The sequence below is a fragment of the Gilliamella sp. BG7 genome (assembly GCF_046635565.1).
Classification (GTDB): Bacteria; Pseudomonadota; Gammaproteobacteria; order Enterobacterales; family Orbaceae; genus Gilliamella; species Gilliamella apicola_P.
The window spans coordinates 249,832-272,112 of record NZ_JBIDFB010000001.1; the positions used below are offsets into that span (position 1 = coordinate 249,832).

20 protein-coding genes and 1 pseudogene are annotated in these 22,281 nt (G+C 34.1%); 14 read left to right on the forward strand and 7 right to left on the reverse strand.

Going from position 1 to position 22,281, the window contains the following annotated elements:
• Positions 1-274 precede the first annotated feature (274 nt).
• Positions 275-2,920, forward strand: coding sequence for a phosphoenolpyruvate carboxylase (gene ppc, locus ACGH49_RS01095; RefSeq protein ID WP_065605724.1), 2,646 nt, complete (start codon positions 275-277; stop codon positions 2,918-2,920).
• 23 nt (positions 2,921-2,943) lie between these two features.
• Here the strand turns inward: ppc and ACGH49_RS01100 are convergent, their stop codons facing one another.
• The 5 genes from ACGH49_RS01100 to aspS form a co-directional block, all read right to left on the reverse strand.
• Positions 2,944-4,002, reverse strand: a complete 1,059-nt coding sequence (locus ACGH49_RS01100) for a hypothetical protein (RefSeq protein ID WP_411587921.1) — start codon at positions 4,000-4,002, stop codon at positions 2,944-2,946.
• A 123-nt stretch (positions 4,003-4,125) separates the two neighbouring features.
• On the reverse strand, positions 4,126-5,589 hold the full coding sequence (gene ubiD, locus ACGH49_RS01105) for a 4-hydroxy-3-polyprenylbenzoate decarboxylase (protein ID WP_065605720.1): 1,464 nt from the start codon (positions 5,587-5,589) through the stop codon (positions 4,126-4,128).
• Between the two features lie 215 nt (positions 5,590-5,804).
• Positions 5,805-6,029, reverse strand: coding sequence for a hypothetical protein (locus tag ACGH49_RS01110; RefSeq protein WP_065605718.1), 225 nt, complete (start codon positions 6,027-6,029; stop codon positions 5,805-5,807).
• A 78-nt stretch (positions 6,030-6,107) separates the two neighbouring features.
• A complete protein-coding gene (gene nudB / locus ACGH49_RS01115) occupies positions 6,108-6,560 on the reverse strand; it encodes a dihydroneopterin triphosphate diphosphatase (protein ID WP_411587922.1) in 453 nt (150 codons plus the stop codon).
• 9 nt (positions 6,561-6,569) lie between these two features.
• Positions 6,570-8,327, reverse strand: coding sequence for an aspartate--tRNA ligase (gene aspS, locus ACGH49_RS01120; protein WP_065605714.1), 1,758 nt, complete (start codon positions 8,325-8,327; stop codon positions 6,570-6,572).
• A gap of 283 nt (positions 8,328-8,610) precedes the next feature.
• On the opposite strand from aspS, the pseudogene ACGH49_RS01125 reads away from it, so the two are divergent.
• The 12 genes and pseudogenes from ACGH49_RS01125 to rpmE all read left to right on the forward strand — a co-directional run bounded on the left by ACGH49_RS01125 (position 8,611) and on the right by rpmE (position 19,898).
• Positions 8,611-9,007 (forward strand): annotated as a pseudogene (locus ACGH49_RS01125) (cysteine hydrolase family protein).
• A 79-nt stretch (positions 9,008-9,086) separates the two neighbouring features.
• Positions 9,087-9,875 carry a DUF3100 domain-containing protein gene (locus ACGH49_RS01130; RefSeq protein WP_411587923.1) on the forward strand — a complete coding sequence of 263 codons (789 nt, stop codon included), beginning with the start codon at positions 9,087-9,089 and terminating at the stop codon, positions 9,873-9,875.
• Positions 9,875-10,324 carry a hypothetical protein gene (locus ACGH49_RS01135; protein WP_065560819.1) on the forward strand — a complete coding sequence of 150 codons (450 nt, stop codon included), beginning with the start codon at positions 9,875-9,877 and terminating at the stop codon, positions 10,322-10,324. Before ACGH49_RS01130 ends, ACGH49_RS01135 begins: the two co-directional genes overlap by 1 nt.
• A 20-nt stretch (positions 10,325-10,344) precedes the next feature.
• Positions 10,345-11,664 carry an amidohydrolase gene (locus ACGH49_RS01140; RefSeq protein ID WP_411587924.1) on the forward strand — a complete coding sequence of 440 codons (1,320 nt, stop codon included), beginning with the start codon at positions 10,345-10,347 and terminating at the stop codon, positions 11,662-11,664.
• 81 nt (positions 11,665-11,745) lie between these two features.
• A complete protein-coding gene (locus tag ACGH49_RS01145) occupies positions 11,746-12,519 on the forward strand; it encodes a molybdopterin-synthase adenylyltransferase MoeB (protein WP_411587925.1) in 774 nt (257 codons plus the stop codon).
• A complete protein-coding gene (dusC, locus tag ACGH49_RS01150) occupies positions 12,516-13,472 on the forward strand; it encodes a tRNA dihydrouridine(16) synthase DusC (RefSeq protein ID WP_411587926.1) in 957 nt (318 codons plus the stop codon). The genes ACGH49_RS01145 and dusC overlap by 4 nt, the downstream gene beginning before the upstream one ends.
• 953 nt (positions 13,473-14,425) lie before the next feature.
• Entirely contained in the window at positions 14,426-15,769 is a 1,344-nt protein-coding gene (gene gntP / locus ACGH49_RS01155; RefSeq protein ID WP_411587927.1) for a gluconate permease GntP, read from the forward strand.
• A gap of 227 nt (positions 15,770-15,996) precedes the next feature.
• A complete protein-coding gene (locus ACGH49_RS01160) occupies positions 15,997-16,458 on the forward strand; it encodes a DUF721 domain-containing protein (protein WP_065605702.1) in 462 nt (153 codons plus the stop codon).
• Positions 16,459-16,532: 74 nt separating this feature from the next.
• The gene (locus ACGH49_RS01165) at positions 16,533-16,883 is read left to right on the forward strand and encodes a YhcB family protein (RefSeq protein ID WP_411587928.1); all 351 of its coding nucleotides are present in this window, start codon (positions 16,533-16,535) and stop codon (positions 16,881-16,883) included.
• A 120-nt stretch (positions 16,884-17,003) separates the two neighbouring features.
• A complete protein-coding gene (locus ACGH49_RS01170) occupies positions 17,004-18,377 on the forward strand; it encodes a Do family serine endopeptidase (protein ID WP_411587929.1) in 1,374 nt (457 codons plus the stop codon).
• A 112-nt stretch (positions 18,378-18,489) separates the two neighbouring features.
• Positions 18,490-19,542: an outer membrane-stress sensor serine endopeptidase DegS gene (degS, locus tag ACGH49_RS01175; protein ID WP_065605695.1), complete on the forward strand. Its 1,053-nt coding sequence runs from the start codon at positions 18,490-18,492 to the stop codon at positions 19,540-19,542.
• A gap of 140 nt (positions 19,543-19,682) precedes the next feature.
• Positions 19,683-19,898, forward strand: coding sequence for a 50S ribosomal protein L31 (gene rpmE / locus ACGH49_RS01180; protein WP_411587931.1), 216 nt, complete (start codon positions 19,683-19,685; stop codon positions 19,896-19,898).
• A gap of 91 nt (positions 19,899-19,989) precedes the next feature.
• Here the strand turns inward: rpmE and metJ are convergent, their stop codons facing one another.
• Complete coding sequence (metJ, locus tag ACGH49_RS01185; RefSeq protein ID WP_065605693.1) at positions 19,990-20,301, reverse strand: met regulon transcriptional regulator MetJ; 312 nt, start codon at positions 20,299-20,301, stop codon at positions 19,990-19,992.
• Between the two features lie 177 nt (positions 20,302-20,478).
• Here metJ and metB point away from each other — a divergent pair, with 177 nt between their 5' ends.
• Positions 20,479-21,645: a cystathionine gamma-synthase gene (gene metB / locus ACGH49_RS01190; RefSeq protein WP_411587933.1), complete on the forward strand. Its 1,167-nt coding sequence runs from the start codon at positions 20,479-20,481 to the stop codon at positions 21,643-21,645.
• Positions 21,646-21,722: 77 nt separating this feature from the next.
• Here metB and citX read toward each other — a convergent pair whose 3' ends face one another.
• Positions 21,723-22,274: a citrate lyase holo-[acyl-carrier protein] synthase gene (citX, locus tag ACGH49_RS01195; RefSeq protein ID WP_411587934.1), complete on the reverse strand. Its 552-nt coding sequence runs from the start codon at positions 22,272-22,274 to the stop codon at positions 21,723-21,725.
• Positions 22,275-22,281 lie beyond the last annotated feature (7 nt).

The window sequence follows — 22,281 nt, forward strand, 5'->3', positions numbered from 1 at the left end:
ATGTTCATCAAAAAAATAATTTTGTTAAATAGCCTTCTGATGAATATTTCAAAACTGAATGGACATTTTAAAGTTAACTTTTCATGCTAGATATAATTAAAACAACTAAAAAAAATAAAAACCATAAAATTTTATTATTTAAATTCAAAATTAAATTGTAATAAAGTATAACTTAAGCACATTAATCAACATTATACCTATCCCATTAAATTGTCATTTTGATCCATACAGCTTAAAGGTGCTTAGGCATAATAAAATCGAAGACGAGAAAATCATGAATAACCAATACTCATCAATGAGAAGTAATGTCAATATGTTAGGTACTTTACTAGGGAACGCAATCAAACGTGCTACCGGTAATGAAACATTTGATTTAGTTGAAATGGTAAGACAATTATCAAAATCAGCTCAACAAGGAGATATTCAAGCTCATAATGAGTTACTTAAATTAATTGAAAACCTTAATGATGACGATTTATTACATGTTGCACGGGCATTCAATCAGTTTTTGAATTTGGTCAATACAGCCGCTGAGTATTATGGCATTTCACCCCATGGGGAAGCTTCTAGTAGCCCTAAAAAAATGACCGAATTATTTAGCACACTAAAAAACCTTAATTTTTCAAATCAAACTATTACAAAAGCAATTAATGATTTGTCAATTGAATTAGTATTGACCGCACATCCGACCGAAATCAATCGCCGAACGATGATTAATACTTATACAGCTATAAATAACTGTCTATCACAACTGGACCATGATGATTTAGCTGACTACGAAATTGAGCGTATTATGCGACGTTTGAAGCAATTAGTTTGTCAGGCTTGGTATACTGACGAAATACGTAAAAAACGACCTACTCCAATTGATGAAGCAAAATGGGGATTCTCAGTCATTGAAGATAGCTTATGGAATGGTGTACCGCTATTTTTACGTGAGCTTAATGACCAATTAGTTGATGCGTTTGATGAGCAATTATCGGTTGATCATGTCCCTATTAAATTTACCTCATGGATGGGGGGAGATCGTGATGGTAATCCAAATGTCACAGCGAAAGTAACAGAAAAAGTCATGTTACAAGCCAGATTAAAGGCAATTGAGTTATTTTTATCTGACATTCAAATACTTGTTCGTGAGCTTTCAATGACGGAATGCAGTAATTCGGTCATTGAACTGTTAGATGGAAAAAAGAAAAACGTTTCAGAGCCATATCGAGCTGTAATGAAGCAGTTACGAATACGTTTAATTAAAACTCACAACTATATTGAAGCTTTATTGAATAATGAACCTATATTAGCACCTTGCGATATTTTGACTAAAAATGAGCAGTTATGGAATCCGCTTTATGTATGTTATGAATCGTTAATTGATAATGGAATGTCAACAATTGCTCATGGGCCATTGTTAGATACACTGCGTCGTATAAAAAGCTTTGGGTTACAATTAGTCAGATTAGATATCCGTCAAGACAGTTCAGTACATACAGAAGCGCTCGACGCATTAACCAAAGAACTTAATTTAGGTAGCTATGCTCAATGGTCTGAAGAAGAAAAACAAGCGTTTTTATTAGCAGAATTACAATCAAATCGACCATTATTACCTTACAGCTGGCAACCAGATCAAATGGTTCAAGAAGTATTAGACACTTGTCGTGTAATAAAAAAAGCGGGCGATGAATCAATTGCTTCTTATGTAATTTCAATGGCCAAAGCACCTTCTGATATTTTAGCGGTTTATCTATTATTAAAAATCGTCGACTGCCAAAAACACATTCCCATAGTACCGTTATTTGAAACATTAGAGGACTTGAATAATGCTAAATCTGTCATGCAAAAACTACTGGATATCCCTTGGTATTACAATAAAATTCAAGGTAAACAGATGGTGATGATAGGTTATTCTGATTCGGCTAAAGATGCTGGCACTCTTGCCGCGTCTTGGGCACAATATCGCTCACAAGAAGAATTAGTTAATTTATTTGAAAAATATAATATCAATTTGGTGTTATTTCATGGACGAGGAGGATCAATTGGTCGAGGGGGCGCACCAGCTCATGCCGCACTGCTTTCGCAACCACCTGGATCATTAAAAGGAGGACTTAGAGTTACTGAACAAGGAGAAATGATCCGCTTTAAACTTGGTCTGCCAGAGGTTGCTCTCAGTAGTCTCATGCTTTATACCTCAGCTATTTTACAAGCCAACTTATTACCACCACCAGCACCTAAACAGGAATGGCAAAATATTATGGACGAAATGTCAGAAATTTCATGCCATTGTTATCGTAGTTATGTACGAGAACAAGCTGAATTTGTTGATTATTTTAGAGCTGTAACACCTGAGGTTGAATTAGCTAGATTACCACTAGGCTCAAGACCACAAAAACGCCGAACAGGTGGAGGTATTGAAAGTTTACGTGCTATTCCTTGGATTTTTGCTTGGACACAAAACCGTTTAATGGTGCCATCTTGGCTCGGTGCAGGTAGTGCACTTAGAGCTGTTATTGGAGAAGGCAGACAAAACATTCTTAAAGAGATGTACCATAATTGGCCTTTCTTTAATGCCCGGTTAGGTATGCTTGAAATGGTTTACGCAAAATCTGCGCCAAATATTCACCAATATTACGAACAACGTTTAGTCGATCCTGCATTATGGCCATTAGGTGAAGAATTAAGAAATTTGCTAACCCAAGATATCAATACAGTGTTAACTATCACTGATGATATTAGTTTAATGGCTGATTTACCTTGGATAGCACAGTCGGTAGCATTACGTAATACTTACATTGAACCATTAAACTTATTACAAGTAGAGTTACTGAGTCGCTCTCGGAAAAACAATAATCATGAAAACATTATTGTTGAACAAGGGTTAATGATCACTATCTCAGGAATCGCAGCAGGCATGCGAAACTCAGGATAAAATAAAAAAGGCTAATGTCTTTTTTATTTTTCTGATAATAATTGATCTAAATAAGCTTTAGCGTCTTGATCTCCTTGCTCGCTAGCTTTAGTAAACCAATAAATGGCTCGATCTTTATTCGTGCCTTCGCCTTGTAGATATTTAATACCTAAATTATATTGGGCATCAACACTACCTTGTTCTGCAGCTTTTAGATACCATTCAACAGCTTTTTTCTCGTCTTTAGCCACTCCTCCACCTACATCATACATCACACCAATATTATATTGAGCATCAGCATTACCAGCTTCAGCGGCTTTAGTGAACCAATATGCCGCTTGCGTATTGTCAGGTTTAGTTCCCGTACCTGTTGCATACATAATAGCTAAATCATACATCGCTAATACATGACCATGCTCTGCCGCCTGTTTATAAAAATAGCTAGCAGCCACATAATCTTGGGTCAAACCATCACCTTTTTCAGACATTAACCCTAAATAATATTGCGCTTCTGGAATGTTATCTTTAGCTGCTTTACTAAACCAATCAGCTGCCGTCATGCGATCTTTTGTTACACCATCACCAAAAAAATACATAATACCAAGGTTTAAATAAGCATCATAAATACCTTGATCACCAGCTTGAGTAAAATAATCAATCGCAGCTAATATATTTTGTTCTACTCCATTACCATCTTTAAACATTAAAGCTAAATTGTATTTAGCCAATGCATAATTTTGATCTGCTGCTAATTTAAAATATTTAAATGCTTCATTTAAATCAGCCTTGGTTCCATCACCTTTTTGATACATAAATGCTAAATTATTTTGTGCTTTGGCAAGCCCTTGCTCTGCCGCTTTTTTATACCAAAAAAAAGCACGAACATCACTAACTTCAACGCCCAATCCTTGTTTATAAATATTTCCTAATGAGTATTGGGCTTCCGCATTCCCTTTTTCCGCTGACAAACGCAAAGAAGGAAGCAATGAATCTGACTCTTTGAGTTTTAATTGAGTATCGTCTGATTGCGTCTTATAATCTGCAGCCATCGCACTATAAGGAATAGATAACAATAGTACTAATAATATTTGAAATTTTTTCATATTTTTATGATTATTATGACATCTAAAATAATTATACATAATTGTAAGCAAAGGGAATAGTTTTGTTTAATTCTTATAGTTGCTATTTTATTTATACAATTAATATTAGCTAAAAATACAATTCTATAAACCTAATTCGTCCCATATTTCATCAATACGGGTAATTACTTTTGGATCTTTTTTAATTATCTTTCCCCATTCACGGTCTGTTTCACCTAGCCATTTATTGGTTGCATCCAACCCCATTTTAGAACCTAATCCAGAGACTGGTGAAGCAAAGTCTAAATAATCGATCGGTGTATTATCAATAAAAGTTGTATCCCGATGAGGATCCATACGTGTCGAAATAGCCCACATTACATCTTTCCAGTCACGCGCATTAATATCATCATCACAGACAATTACAAATTTGGTATACATAAATTGCCGTAAATACGACCAAATTCCCATCATAACTCGTTTAGCATGACCTGGATATTGCTTTTTAATAGTAACAATTGCAATACGGTATGAACATCCTTCTGGCGGTAAATAAAAATCAACAATTTCAGGGAACTGCTTTTGTAAAATTGGAATAAAAACTTCATTCAAAGCAAGTCCCATAATTGCAGGTTCATCTGGTGGTCTACCTGTATAAGTTGAGTGATAAATCGCATCTTTGCGGCGAGTTAAGTGCGTTACGGTAAATACGGAAAATTGCTCAACTTCATTATAATAACCTGTGTGATCACCATACGGACCTTCTGATGCTAACTCATTAGGATCAATATAACCTTCAAGAATTATCTCTGCACTAGCTGGAACCTCTAAATCATTTGATAACGATTTGACTACCTCTGTTCGGCTACCACGTAATAATCCAGAAAAAGCATATTCAGGTAGAGTATCTGGCACTGGTGTCACTGCACCTAAAATGGTGGCTGGATCAGCACCAATAGCAATACTAACTGGAAATCTTTCGTTTGGATGTGCTTGTTGCCATTCGGCAAAATCAAGTGCACCACCACGATGTGAAAGCCAACGCATGATCAATTTATTTTTTCCTAAAAGTTGCAAGCGATAAATGCCCACATTTTGTCGATCTTTATAAGGACCTTTAGTAATAGTCAGTCCCCAAGATAACAGAGGTGCTACATCTTCGGGCCAGCAATGCATAATAGGTAAACGAGTCAAATCCACCTCATCATCCTTAAAAATCACCTCTTGGCATGGTGCTGAAGAACGATGTTTGACTGGCATATTTAGTACTTGTTTATACTTAGGTAACACATTAAAAAATTGCCGTATGCCCTTAGGCGGTTCGGGTTCACGTAAAAATGCCAATAACTCACCAATTTCACGCAAAGCTGAAGTATCTTCACGCCCCATTCCCATTGCAACACGTTTAGCGGTGCCAAACAAATTGCATAAAACAGGCATATCATAACCAATGGGATTTTCGAATAATAAAGCAGGGCCTCCATTGCGTAAAACACGATCAGCAATTTCGGTCATTTCGAGATAAGGATCAACAGAGAAAGTAATTTTTTTTAATTCACCTTGTTGTTCAAGATAATCTAAAAAATCTCTAAAATCTGAAAAATTCATTTATTACAACTCCCTGTTGCTTAAATAAGCTTGAATTAACTAAATCCTAAAATCATTTTTAATAGTAAATGCTAATGTAGCTTTGGTATTTAATTAGTCTGCATCAAAGTTTTCACTATATAGGCACTTGTTTATTTTGATTACAATCAACAATTTTAGGAAATAAACTATCATATTGTTTTTTTATAAATTTTAATAAATTTATCTTGATTAACTTAATAAAATAAAAATTGTTTAGATTGATCATCAAATAAAAAAGAAGCTATCCAGTCATTTTGATCATCGTTATTTTCATTAGCAAATATCTGAATAATACTATTTTCACGTTTTTCTGGTTGATCATGTAATTTATAATCAATTATTTTTTCAGCTATTTTAACGTTATACTCATCGAAAACAATATAATCATTTTGATTGGACTGGCACTTTTTTAAAACCATGTTAGCATTACTAGTGGTATAAAAAATCATAAATAGGACAAAGCAACGGCATATAGGCTTAATTTCATTTCAAACCTCTTAATTAGATTTAATCAAACGATGAATATTATCAATAGCTTCACTGTTATTTGATGATAAAGTAAGATTGGCTGCTTCATCAATGGTTAACCACTGGTAAGCTAAATGCTCAGTAAGCATCGGTGTTATCTCTTTAATAACAGGCAGATAAAACCAATGTTCTTTATTTAGCTTAACTTCTGGTGCATATTTATGTCTAAATTGCGGGAAAATCTCAAATTCAACGGAATGCATTGCATCAATTAACTCAAGATTTTGCCCAATAATATCAATGCCTGTCTCTTCAAAAACCTCACGAATTGCTGTTTCTCGTGGTAACTCGTTATCTTCCATACTACCTGTTACTGATTGCCAAAAATAAGGGTCGTCTTGGCGCTGTAACATAAGGCAACGGTTCGTTGTCTGGCAGAAAATCACCACCAGAACAGATTCAGGTTTTTTGAATTTTCGCATTAAATATCACTATTTTTTACTTACTTCAATACCAAGTTCAGTCAATGCTGCAACATTGGCTGGGCTTGGAGCATCAGTAAGTAAACAAGTTGCTGCTGTAGTTTTAGGAAATGCTATCACATCGCGAATATTATCCGTTCCAGTTAATAACATACTTAATCGATCTAATCCAAATGCCAATCCTGCATGTGGAGGTGTGCCATATTTTAATGCATCAAGTAAAAAGCCAAATTTCTCACGTTGATCATGTTCATTAATACCTAAAATTGAAAAGACAGCTTGTTGCATTTCGCTACGGTGAATACGAACCGAACCACCACCAACCTCATAACCATTGATTACCATATCATAAGCATTTGCAACAGCATTTTCAGGATTATTCAGAAGTTCTTTTGGTGTATAATCTTTTGGTGACGTAAATGGGTGATGCATAGCACTTAAACCTTCATCTATTTGTTCAAACATCGGGAAATCAATAACCCAAAGTACCGCCCATTTACTTTCATCGGTTAAACCTAAATCTTTACCAACTTTTAAACGTAATGCCCCTAACGCATCACTCACTACTTTATAGCTATCGGCACCAAATAATAAAATATCACCATCTTTAGCATTGGCACGATTAAGCAGTGCTTCCATTTGCAATTCATTAAAGAATTTAGCAACTGGGCTTTGTACACCTTCTAACCCTTTGCTACGTTCATTAACTTTAATCCAAGCCATACCTTTTGCGCCGTAAACTGAAATGAATTGCGTATATTCATCAAGTTGTTTACGTGTTAATTGTGCACCGTTTGGAACACAAAGCAAAGCAACGCGTCCTTTCGGATCGTTAGCTGGTGTTGAAAACACTTTAAAATCAACATTTTTAACCAAATCAGCCACATCAATAATTTCAAGCGGATTACGCAGATCAGGCTTATCACTTCCAAAGCGACGCATCGCTTCAGCAAAAGTCATAATAGGAAATTTACCTAAATCCACATTTTTCACATGTAACCAAAGCTCACGAATCATCTTCTCCATAACATCCCGCACTTGCTCTGCTGTCATAAATGAAGTTTCAACATCGATTTGCGTAAACTCAGGCTGACGATCGGCTCGTAAATCTTCATCGCGAAAACATTTTACAATTTGATAATAACGGTCGAATCCTGACATCATTAGCAATTGTTTAAATAATTGTGGCGATTGTGGTAGCGCATAGAACTCACCTTTATGAATTCGACTTGGAACCAAGTAATCTCGTGCGCCCTCTGGAGTTGCTTTGGTTAACATTGGCGTTTCGATATCTAAAAAACCATGTTTGTTCATAAACGAACGAACAAATGCAGTAATTTTAGCTCGCGTTTTAAAGATCGTTGCCATTTCAGGGCGGCGCAAGTCAATATAACGGTATTTTAGACGTTGCTCTTCACTATTGTTTTGATTGAAATCAAGAGGCAATACATCGCTACGGTTAAATATTGTCAATTCAGTTACCAAAATCTCAACCTCTCCGGTTGCCATATCTTTATTGATTTGACCCTCCGGACGAGCTCTTACTTTACCTTTAATTTGGATACAAAATTCATTACGAAGTTCACCAGCAAGTTGATATGCTTGTTGATAATCAGGATCAAAAAAAACTTGTACAATACCTTCACGATCACGCATATCGATAAAAATCATACCGCCTAAGTCTCGGCGTTTATTGACCCAACCACATAATGTTACTTCTTGATTAATATAACTTGCATTGAGTTGTCCGCAATAAATTGTTCTCATTAAAATATCCTGTGTACTATTAGCAAAATGATAATTATTATAGAGCAATTTATCAGGGTATAAAGACCATGATTTAAATTAATTATCATTTATTTTATTTATGTTATTTTTTAATAATAAATTTACTTTATAAAAGTTTTTATAAAATAAATTAAATTCAAAAAGATACCAATTACATCTTAATTTTATAAAAAATATAACCAAATTACTTATTAAAAATAACTTGTCATATCAAATATTTATTAATAAGCTTTAAAATTATTTAATAATTTATTTACTTGATATGAAAGCTTTAATTTCAATTGATTATACGAATAATTTTGGTGCTGATAACGGGACTTTAACTACAGGACTAGCTTGTCAAAAAATTGAAACTGAAATGCTAAACGTAACAGAATCATTTATAAAAAATAATAATTTTGTCGTTTTTGTTATCGATACCCATGACCCCTCTAATAAATTTTATCCTGAAAATTCTTTTTTTCCGCCTCATAATATAATTGGTACTTTAAGACAACAATTATTTGGTAGTTTAGATAACCTTTATCGAAAATATAAAAATTCTAATCATATTTATAGGATAAATAAGCGCTACTATTCAGCTTTTTGTGGGTCAGATATTGATTTACGATTACACGATAGATGCAGTGGCCACCTTTGATCCAATCGGTCATCAATAGGATTTAAATCATTTTAAAAATACTTTAGGTGCAACGGTACTTTAAAAATATTTAAAATAAATTAAGGAGTAATATAAGAATGGAAGTTTTACGAGATTATAAAGTGCATTTACTTGCACTAGTCGTTGTTTTGGCATGTGAGTTTATCGGTAAGCAGTCTATTTGGATTATCGCCGTGTATCCGATGTTATACGCCATGATCATCGGTGGAGTAATAAGTATTCCCAAATTAAAAATATTAAAACTAAAAAATATGAATAATGCCAGCGCCATCATGATTGTAACTTTGATGTTACTTATTGCCAAGCTTGGCGTTTCTGTCGGTCCTAAGATTGATATGATTCTAAAAGATGCTAAGTTAGCATTAATTTTTCAGGAATTAGGTCATTTTGCTGGTACGATTTTATTGGGTTTGCCACTAGCAATGATATTAGGCATGAAACGGGAAGCTGTTGGTGCAACTTATTCTGTTGCTCGCGAACCGAATATAGCAATTGTTGCAGATAAATATGGATTGGATTCCGCTGAAGGTCGAGGCGTTATGGCGATGTACGTTTGTGGCACACTTTATGGTGCTATTTGGATGAGTATACTAGCCAGTGTGATGGCAAAACTAGATATTCTCCATCCTTATGCTTTAGCCATGGGAGCTGGGGTTGGAAGTGGTAGTATGATGGCGGCATCACTTGCTCCAATAAGTGACCTTTATCCAGAAATGGCGAGTGAAATCAAAGCCTATGCAACAACAGCAAACTTAATGTCGAGTGTTGTTGGTATTTATATTTATACATTATTTTCACTACCGTTTGCCTCTTTCTTATATAACATCTTTTCCCGTTTACGACGTAATAAAGAAGGAGCGCTATAATGAAAAGTTTAGAAACAATATTTTTACTGATCTTAGTTGCCATTATTATGGCTGCTGGTAATACAGTAGGTTACAAAATTGATTTTATGCTGTCATTAGAAGCGTTATCAATTTTAGTTGTTATATCAATTGTTGGTTATTTTGTTGGCAAAATTCCAGTATTAAACAAATTTCCAGTTATTTTATGGGTATCAGTTGTAGCCGCAGTGGCTTCATCACCTATTTTCCCTTTTCATGAACAAGTTGTTTCACTTACTGACAAGGTTTCTTTATTGGCGGTTTGTACCCCAGTGCTTGCTTATGCTGGATTGGCTATTGGTAAAGATTTAGCATTATTTAAAAGTATCTCATGGCGAATTATTCCTGTTTCATTAGCGGTATTTTCAGGCACTTTTATTTTGGCAGCAATCATTGCTCAAATCACCTTGCATTGGGAAGGTGTTATCTAATTTGCACTAGGATTTAATTTATGACAAAAGAAGAACTTAAAAAAAAGGTTTGTAGTGCAATTGCAAACCGTAAAGCCGATATTAAGGCGATTGCTGAATCAATTTGGGTAGAACCTGAACTTGGTTATAAAGAACACAAAACAGCTCAAAAAGTTGAGCAAACTTTTGAAAAACTAGGTATTCCATTTAAAAATAAATTAGCAATAACAGGAGTAAAAGGTCGCCTAAAAGGAGGAAAAGGTAGTAAATATAGCATTGCCGTTATCGGCGAGCTTGATGCTATTATTTGTGCAGATCACCCTGCTGCTGACGAAACATCTGGTGCTGCGCACTGCTGTGGACATAATGCTCAAATTGCAAATATGATGGCAGTAACGATGGGATTAATTGATTCAGGGGCTATGCAATTTTTAGCTGGCGATGTCGTACCATTTGCTGTTCCAGCTGAAGAATATGTTGAAATCACTTATCGAAATCGCTTAATAGAAGAAGGTAAAATCAAATATATTGGTGGCAAACCAGAGTTAATTTCACGTGGCGAGTTTGACGATATTGATATGGCATTACAAATACATTTAACTAGTGTACCTAATGAACGTCAAAATGGTTTTATCGAAATATCAACAACTAGCAATGGTTTTATCGGAAAATTAATTAAATATAAAGGTGAGGCAGCACATGCTGCTGCAGCGCCTCATGCTGGCGTCAATGCCTTAAATGCTGCGATGATGGGAATGATGGGGGTGCATGCTATTCGTGAAACATTTCAAGAAAAAGACTACATTAGATTCCATCCAATTATTACCCAAGGTGGTGATTTAGTAAATGTAGTTCCAAGCGATGTCAGAATGGAAAGCTATGTGCGCGCAGGCAATGTGCCTGCCATGATTGATGCCAATGAACGAATAAATCAAGCATTAAAAGCTGGAGCAATGGCTGTTGGGGCAACGTGTGAAATTAAAGATCTACCAGGTTATTTACCTTTGCAAAACAATCCAACACTTAATGACTTTTTACAAAGTAATGCACAAGATCTAATTGGTGCTGATAATGTTTGGATTGCGCCTCATATGACAGGTAGTACGGATACTGGAGATTTATCTCACATTATGCCTGTTAGCCACCCATGGATTGGTTCAGTTCGAGGTGTTTTACATGGTAAAGATTATACGGTATTTGATGAAGAAATGGCTTACATCCGTCCTGCACAAATGATGGCATGTACAATTATTGATTTACTTTATGATGATGCCAAACCTGCACAGAAACTGATGTCAAAATATAAACCACTAATGACCAAAGAGGAATATTTAACCTTTCTATCTGGCTTTGACAAATAATCTTAATAGCTTGGCACATTGTTGTGCCAAGTTTCTGTTATAATGCTTCTTCATAATTAACCACAATAATAATCGCACAATATGCTAGAACTTACAGATCAAGAATTGTTTCGTTATGATAGACAAATCACATTGCGTGATTTCGATATTGATAAACAGCAAATATTGAAAAACAGTTCAGCACTGATCATTGGTTTAGGCGGACTTGGTTGCGCTGTATCACTCTATTTAGCGGCATCAGGTTTAGGCAAATTAACGTTAGTTGATTTTGACACCATATCAAAATCCAACTTAAATCGACAAATCTTATATACCGAAAGCTTTATTAATCAATACAAAGTCGAGGTGGCAAAAGAGGCCTTAACCAATATAAATGCCAATACGTTAATTGAAACAGTAAATCAGCGACTTGATGATAATAAGCTTATTTCACTTATTAAACAACATGATATTGTCATAGACTGTACGGATAACCTAGTGACACGAGAGCAAATTAACCGCTGTTGCTTTCAAGTAAAAAAAACGTTAGTTTCTGGAGCGGCAATCCGTATGGAGGGGTTATTAAGTGTATTTACATACCAACCTAATGAACCCTGTTATCACTGTTTAAGTCGCTTATTTGGTAAAGATCAACTCACTTGTGTTGAGACCGGCGTCATGGCTCCGCTTGTTGGAATGTTTGGTTCCATGCAAGCCTTAGAAGCGATAAAAGTGTTAACTCAATATGGAAAACCATTAATTGGTCGTGTATTAATGATTGATACAATGACAATGGAGTTTAGCCAAGTTAAATTTACCAAACAACCTAATTGTCCCGTTTGTGGTAATGGTAATACCAATCAGGTTTCTCAATGAAAATTAATCGAATTATTTTAGCTCCTATGGAGGGAGTACTTGATTATCAAGTCAGGCAACTTTTAACTGAAATTAATCAATTTGATTATTGTGTTACAGAATTTATCAGAGTGACCCATCACAAATTATCAAATAGGACTTTCTATCGCCTATGTCCTGAACTTTACAATAATGGAAAAACCGAATCTGGCACGCCAGTTCGTGTCCAAATTTTAGGACAGTCACCAGAGTGGATGGCTGAAAATGCTATTAAAGCTATCGAATTAGGTTCTTATGGTATAGATATCAATTTTGGTTGCCCAGCCAAAACTGTAGTTGGCAGCCACGGTGGCGCTTATTTATTACAATATCCAGAGCAGATATTTAATATTGTCAGTCAAGTACGACAAGCTATAGGTACAACAAATAAATTATCAGTCAAAATTCGCTTAGGTTGGGGTAATAAATCGCATTGTCACGAAATTGCCAACGCAATTGAACTTGCCGGAGCCAACGAAATAGCAATTCACGGAAGGACCAAAGAAGACGGCTATAAAACCGAAAAAATAGATTGGCAAACAATAGGCCAAATCAAACAGCACTTAAAAATTCCTGTTATTGCTAATGGTGAAATTTTCTCTATTGCAGATGCAAAAAATTGCATAAGCCAAAGCCAAACTAATGACATTATGCTAGGGCGCGGTATTTTAACTATTCCAAACCTAGCTAATATGATTCGAACTGAGCAATCAGCATTAAATTGGCAACAAGTGATGGAAATTTTAATTCGCTATGCAACATCATCTATTGATAATGCTAAACCGCTTTATCACTCTGCTCGCATCAAACAATGGCTTTCTTACTTAAAACAGCACTATGTTCAAGCGTCAGAAGTCTTACAAAACATTAGAACACTCAAATCACAACAAGAAATTTGTCAATTTTTAACTAATGGCAACAAAAATAATACATAAGGACAAATACTATTTATATGGTATACATTTACAATATATGAATTTCTTTCTGGCATAGACCGTTTAGAAAATCTTGTAATGTGGTATTCTTTGTAGCCGACACGATTGTAATATGAAACATTTCATATGCACTATAGTATTCAAGTACACCATTTTTTAAGATCTGTTATTGTTATTCTAAGATAGCACTGAGCTTTACTATATCTGCTTTATTCACTTTCACTATCTAAAAAGCAATAAATGCAGCAATGTTACTCGGAATTAATTTCTTGCTTGTAATAATTCAAAATAGTTTTCCTCTAGCTGTTTATTCTAATCAGATAAAATTGCATTTAGCAAACCAATAACATAAATATCAGCTCATCTTTTTACTGTAATTAAATTTTTTGAGCTATAGCATTATTAATTGCTTGGCATACTATCGTATAACTCAATCAAAATGTTTATGTAATATCTCTTTCTGGTGGTAACCAACTATAATTTTATGTGTACCATTCTTTAATAAAGACAGTTTAATGAGCTTCCATTTTTAACAAACTTTATTAATTAATACAATAAGTTATATATTAGTAATCCTGTTTATCAGAGTGTTTAATGTTCTTGCCAAATTAATTATACAATCATATTGGGATACTAATTTTTATTTTCACAATGTCACTATGGTTCACTAATTAAAAATAAACCATTTTTAGTGAGAATGATCACAAATTTATAAAAATAATGATGAAAATTTATTTTGTAAGTGAAAACATGTTTAACCAATAAACAAAATTTTTCATTAAGCTTTAAAAAAGTTTGATGATATAAGTACACTAAAAATGCAAATTTTGAGAGCAGAATAACCAAAGTTATTTATTATTAATAAAATTTAGTACTAAACAACAGGTAAGAATTATGTTTATCAAATAATATTTAACTAATAAAAATAAAATTCAAAATAGGAGTTTATATTTATGGAGTTTCTAAATATTCTTTGGGTTATCCTTGGAATAGGATTAATGTTATTTTTTAATATCCGCTTTAAAATAAACTCAATGATTGCATTATTAGCTACTGCAATATTTGTTGGTCTGATGGCTAAAATGGATTTATTGAGTATTCTTAAAACGATTAAATCAGGATTTGGTGGAACACTTGGTGAATTAGCTATTATTGTTGTTTTTGGGGCTGTTATTGGCAAATTAATGGTTGATTCAGGTGCAGCTCATCAAATTGCTCAAGCTTTACTAAAAAAACTTGGGATTAAATATGTAAAAATAGCGATCATTATTATGGGGCTTATATTTGGTCTAGCAATGTTTTATGAGGCCGCATTTATCATATTAGCTCCGTTAGTAATTGCATTAGCAAAAGAAGCAAAAATTCCATTTTTAAAACTAGCTATTCCTGGAGTTGCAGCAGCAACCACAGCCCACTCATTATTTCCTCCACAACCAGGACCTGTAGCTTTAGTTAATGCCTATGGGGCTGATATGGGAATGGTTTATATTTATGGACTTATTGTCGCAATTCCCTCTGTAATTTGTGCTGGTATAATTCTTCCTAAATTTCTCGGCAATTTAGTAAGACCCACCCCACAGTTCTTACAATCTGAAATACCTATTGATAAAAATAATCTTCCTTCTTTTTTTACATCAATTACTGTACCTTTGATTCCTGCTTATATCATGATAGCAACCACAATAGCAAATATATGGTTAGAAAAAGGAACAACTGCATATTCTGTTTTCAACTTTATTGGTTCATCCCAAATTGCAATGTTTATTGCTATGGTTACTGCATTTATATTTTTTGGTAAAAAACTTGACTATTCAATGGAATGGATTATGAAGTCTTTTGATAATGCGGTAAAAGGTATTGCAATGGTTGTTTTAATTATTGGTGCTGGTGGTGCATTAAAGCAAATTATCATCGATACTGGTATTGGCGATACTATTGGTCAATTAATGTCAACTGGGGGGGTATCTCCTTATATTATGGCATGGTTAATTACTGTGTTAATCCGTTTAGCAACAGGGCAAGGTGTTGTTTCTGCTATGACAGCAGCTGGAATTATCGGTGCTGCAGTTATCGATCCTACTACGGGGGGTATGAGAGGCGTGAGCCCAGCCTTACTTGTGCTTGCAACTGCTGCAGGGTCTAATACATTAACTCATATCAACGATGCTTCTTTCTGGTTGTTTAAAGGTTACTTCGATTTATCGATCAAAGATACTTTAAAAACATGGGGCTTATTAGAACTAATTAATTCAATTGTTGGTTTAGTTGTTGTGTTAATTATAAGCATTATTGCTTAATTGTAATCTTTTTATTCATTTCCAATAAACCTTGTGTCATAATCAGCTACACGTTTTTATTGTTTATATTTAATTAAATTTTAAAAATTTATTTTGGTAAAGAGATTTTCATTAAAATGTAAATAATTATTTTCAATAAGACTTTTGATTATAAATGAGGTAGATTATTAGCTCAATTCTAATTTAAAAAACTGGTTCTTTATTGAGAAAGGAGTGAAAGTCAAGATATGCGTTATAACGAGCCACAAATGTTGACGTCAATTTTGGCACAAAACTTTAGTTTATCTAAAATTCAAGATAGAACTAATGCATTAAACTCCTTGGCTAAAGTTGTTAATGATTTGTTGCAATCACCGATGAATCAACAATGCCGAGTTGCCAATTATCGTCAAGGTGTTATGATTTTAGAAGTAAGTACAGCTAGTTGGTTAACTAGATTAAAATACGAACAAAGCAATTTAATATCTGAGATAAGAAAAAATATCTTACCCTCCCTATCTTCTATTCAATATCAGATTAATCCAGATATTTCGGTGAGGTGGTCACACAACAATTATCAAAGTGATAAGTCATCTTTAGTTTCAAGCGTGATAACACAAAAAAGTGCGATGTTTTTATATGCATTAGCAGAAAATGCACCAGACAAGTTAAAAAAACAATTGATAAAACTTGCTAACCATGCAAAATAAGTGCAAGCAAGTAGGATTAAATTTTATAACATTGTATATCTTAAAGATATAAGGAGTGAATGATGGATAAAGATATGATTACTTATCTTATAATCGGATTATTAATTGGTTTTATTGTTAGTTTTGTTTCCACGAACCTTATTAGTCCTAAAGCACGTAAATATGCCAAAGTTAAACAAGAATTAGATCAAACAAAAGATGAATTAATAGCGCAAAAACAAATGATTGCTAAACATTTCTCACACAGTGCAGAGATATTGGATAATATGGCTAAAGATTTTCGTCGTCTTTATCAACATATGGCAGAAAACTCTAGTCAATTTATGGATAGTGATAAAGTTCACTCTTTAGATTTTAATTCAAACTCAGATTTGGACGAAAAAAAAGAAATTACACTTGATAAGCAACCAAGAGATTATTCTTGATAATTCTTCAGTTTATTTAAAACGGATATAAATAAATCTTAACCTATGATTTTGTTGACCGTTACTTAATTCCAAACAATTTTATAGAGAGTAAATTTTTGTAAAAGCGAGAGTTCTAAGATGATTAATTTATTAAAACAACAAAAAAAATTATTAAGTATTTTAGCGTTAAGTTTAGGAATGAGTTTGTCTGCACTTCCGAATACTTATGCTGCTTTTCCTCCAACCTCAACCGATAATAATATGCAACTACCAAGTTTGGCGCCTATGCTTGAAACTGTATTACCATCAGTTGTTAGTATTAAAGTTGAAGGAACAGCTCAAATGCAAAATAATATGCCAGAAGAGTTTAGACGTTTTTTTGGTTATCCAGATAGCCAATCAAGGGCGTTTACAGGTTTAGGTTCTGGTGTGATTATTGATGCCGAAAAAGGCTATGTTGTTACGAATAATCATGTTATCGATGGTGCTGATGAAATTACGGTTGCTCTAAATGATGGCCATGAATTTAAAGCAAAACTAATTGGTAAGGATCCACAAAGCGATATAGCATTACTTAAAGTCGATGATGCCAAAAAATTAACAGCTATTAAATTAGCCGACTCTGATAATTTATGTGTTGGTGATTATGTTGTTGCTATAGGTAATCCATTTGGCATTGGTCAAACCGTTACTTCAGGGATTATTTCAGCTTTGGCTCGTAGTGGACTTAATATGAATGGTTTTGAAAACTTCATTCAAACAGATGCTTCAATTAACCAAGGTAACTCTGGTGGAGCACTTGTGAATTTAAAAGGTGAGCTTGTAGGTATTAATACAGCCATTATTGCTCCAAGCGGTGGTAATGTTGGAATCGGATTTGCAATTCCTAGTAATATGGTAAAAAGTTTAACTTCTCAGCTTATAGAGTTTGGTGAAGTAAAACGTGGTGTGCTTGGTATCAAAGGCAATGAATTGACATCGGATATAGCAAAAGCGTTTGATATTGATGTTCAAAAAGGTGCTTTTGTTAGTGAAGTTATTGAAAATTCAGCTGCACAAGCTGCAGGAATTAAATCTGGTGATATTATTATTTCGATGGATGGTAAACCAGTTGATAGTTTTGCTGAATTACGTGCAAAAATAGCGACAACTGGAGCAGGAAGAACTGTACGGTTAGGCTTAATTCGCGATGGTAAAACAATATCTGTTGAGGTAAAACTAAAAAATAGCGATGAGACAGCAACTGATGCGAAATCGCTACATTCTGCTCTTGATGGTGCAACGCTTAGCAATGGGGAAAGTAAAGGCCAAAAAGGTGTTTTAATAGAAAATATTGCTAAAAATTCGCCTGCATCTCGACTCAGTTTGCAAGAGGGAGATCTTATTACTGGTGTTAATAAAGAACGAGTAACTAATATTGCAGATCTTCGAAAAATTATTGATAGTCACCCATCAGTAATTGCATTAAATATAATTCGTGGTGATAGTCGCTTATATTTAATTTTACGATAATTAGTTTCCTTTTGTATCGTCGATGCCTTGGCATCGACGAAAACTCTAATTTTAACCTTAATATAGATGTGCTAAAATCTTTACCATTCATCCCATTAAAATCCTGAAAGTAATGCTTAAAAGAATTTTATGGCCAATATTAATTGGAACGGTTTTAGCTATTGTCTTATTGATTGTTTTTCCTTCTTTACAAAAGGGAACCCAATCAAATTTTCCAACCTCAATTTTTAGTAACGAGCCATTAAGCTATTCTAGTGCCGTTAAAATCGCGGCTCCAGCAGTAGTTAATATCTATAGTCGCTCAATTAATTCTTTTTCTCAAGAATCACAAAATAACCCAATAACTCCGCTAGGTTCAGGGGTAATTATGAGTGATCAAGGTTACATTGTTACTAATTATCATGTTGTTGAAGATGCGGAACAAATTATTATTGCATTGCAAGATGGGCGTATATTCGAAGCTTTATCTGTAGGTTCAGATAAACTTGTTGATCTTGCTGTATTAAAAATAGAAGCCTTTAATATTCCAACTATATTGATTAATCCTCAACGCGAACCAAAAATTGGTGATGTCGTTTTAGCCATAGGAAACCCTTACAATATAGGACAAACTATTACGCAAGGTATTATCAGTGCTACAGGTCGTGATGGATTGAGTCCATACAGAAGGCAGAATTTTATTCAAACAGATGCATCAATAAATCACGGTAATTCAGGTGGAGCGCTAGTAAATACTAAAGGTGAATTAATGGGAATTAATACTCTTACCTTTGCAAAAAATTTAGGAAATGATTTTCCGGAGGGAATTGGATTTGCGATCCCAACAGCATTAGCAGTTAAAATCATGAATAAATTAATTCGTGATGGAAAAGTCATTAGAGGGTATATAGGTATTGATGGATTAGAATTTGCACCAACTCAAAATCCAAGTGATATACCTGTGGTGTTAGGTATTTTAGTCACCAAAGCGGAAGGTCCTTCATTGCAATCAGGAATACAAACCAATGATATTCTGATTATGGTAGATAATAAGCCTGTTAAATCAATTGTTGAAACAATGGATCAAATAGCAGAGTTGAAACCAGGTACAATTGTCCCCATTATAGTTCTGCGAAATGGTGAAAAGATTGAACTGCAAGTAACAATAGGTCAATTACCTGTTTAATTGTTCTTTTATTTCTTGATTAACACAGTCATTGACCGTATAATCTGCGGTCTTATCATGTTTTTTAACATTCGTATGGTGTATAGATTTTGCTTTTATAGCCATTTATATAGCGATACGAAAAACTTTAGAGGCTTATTATGAAAGAAGGTATTCATCCAGAATATACTGCAATTACAGCAACTTGTTCTTGTGGTAACATTATTAAAACCCATTCTACTGTTGGTCATGATATTCATCTTGATGTATGTGGTGAATGTCACCCATTCTATACAGGTAAACAACGTGATGTTGCAACTGGTGGGCGTGTAGATAAGTTTAAACAACGTTTTGCTATGGTTGGTGGTAAAAAATAATTTCCCGAAAAACCATGTAAAAAATTAACAATAGTTAAAAAGGCGCATAACGCGCCTTTTGTTTTTTTAGAATAAATCTTTTAGTTAATGATCAATCAAATTCGGGGTTAATACCTAAATCTTGCATCATTTTTTGAGCTTGTTTTGGAATACCGTCTTCGCGTTCTTTTTGTAAATCGTCATCACAAGGTAAAGGTTGGCCAGTATAAGCATGGAGAAAGGCTTCACACAATAATTCACTATTTGTTGCGTGACGTAAATTATTAACTTGTCGGCGAGTACGCTCATCAGTCAATATTTTTAAAACTTTTAACGGAATTGATACTGTAATTTTTTTTACTTGCTCGCTTTTTTTACCATGTTCAGCATAAGGGCTTATATATTCGCCATTCCATTCCATCATCTTGTCACCAAATTACATCACAAATAATGTGGGCAATTCTAACGTTTTTTTTATTTCTCTGCAATCTACACATCAAGATAGTTAGACGTCTAGACATGTTGACGTCCTTATTGAATGTGTTATTCTTATACAATCTGTTTTGAAAGTAAGCAAAGTATTATTTAGAGGAACGTTATTATGGTTAGTCAAACCAACAATTTAAGCCAAGGAACAATAGCTGTTCGTGGTGGGATTAATACTGATGAGCAATATGGTAGTGTCGTACCTGTTATTACACCATCTACTTGTTATCGTTATGAAGAATTTGCAAAACCAAGAAAGTTTGATTATGCACGAAAAGCGAATCCTAGTCGGCGATTAGTAGAAGAAACTGTTGCAAAATTAGAAGGTGGTGCCGATGCTATCTTAACAAACTGTGGTATGTCAGCAATTCACCTTATTAGTGTTTCTTTATTAGCGCCAAATGACTTAGTTGTTGCTCCCCATGATTGTTACGGCGGCAGTTATCGACTTTTTAATAGTTTAAGTCAGAAAGGCTATTTTAAAGTAAAATTTGTTGATCAGTCTGATTCAATAGCCTTACAAGAAGCACTTAATTTACATCCTAAATTAGTATTGATTGAAACACCAAGTAACCCATTACTTCGTGTTGTTGATATCAAAAAAATAGCTCAACAAGCGCATGATGTTGGTGCTTTGGTTTTAGTCGATAATACGTTTATGACGCCGATTTTACAAAAACCGTTGGAGCTTGGTGCTGATATAGTCAGCCATTCTTGTACCAAATTTTTAAATGGGCATTCGGATTTATTAGCCGGAATTTTAGTCTTCAAAGACCAACAGCTTGCTACAGATGTTTTATGGTGGGCCAATAATATTGGTACGCTTACTTCATCATTTGATAGTTATCTTTTATTGCGTGGGTTACGAACTCTTGCTGCACGTGTTAATTTACAACAAGAAAATGCCCAAAAAGTTGTTAAGTTTCTTGTTAATCACCCAAAAATAGCAAAAGTATTTCATCCCTCTTTACCATCTAATCTTGGGCATGATATTGCTAAAGAACAACAAAAGGGGTTTGGTTCGTTACTAAGTTTTGAACTGGTTGGAAATGCCGATGTAATGCCGAATTTTTTAAAAGCGCTTAAAATTATTACCTTAGCTCAATCACTTGGTGGCGTTGAAAGTCTTGTCTGCCACCCAGCAATAATGACACATTCAGGTATTAGTGCTGAAGCACGAAAAACGGCGGGTATTTCAGATCAGCTATTACGTATTTCAGTTGGTTTAGAAGATATTACTGATTTACTAGCTGATTTACAGCAAGCACTTGAAACGATTTAATTGAATTTTTAGATTGAAAGAGGGTTGATGATATAATGCTATAATGTTATTTCATCAATCCATTATTTGCAATTTTATTAAAGTAATGTTTTATTTTTCCTGAAATTTTCTATCTTCTTTTTTATCTCGGTAAAAATTTCATCGATTGAATGCCGTTTAGCTCTACCACAAATTTTTGCCTCTTCATTGCAGATCAAACATTGTCTTGGTTGATTTTCGAATTGAGAACGTGATAGGCTATTTTGTGTAACAATGTCAATAACATCAATATCCCACAAACGCCCTAAGGGATGATTATTTTCGACTTCAATACAATATTTTTTAAGAGTTTTAGCTGAACATTTAATTGCTATGATTGCTTCTGAACCAGTAATGTAATGGAAATGATCTTCATTGATTATTGTTATATCGTTTTGTAAAAAACAGAGATGTAAAGCTTTGATAGCTTCGTCAAAAAGATAACGGGCTCCGCTACTGTTTTTTATAGGACCAGGAATAACTATGCTTAATGATATGATTGGATATTTATAGCATGTCATTGCATGCTTTTGGTTTTCAACTCGCTTTTCCTTGGCTAGTAGCATTTGCTCAAGGGTAATAGGAGTGCCATCATCAAATTTAATTTGCATTTTTTTC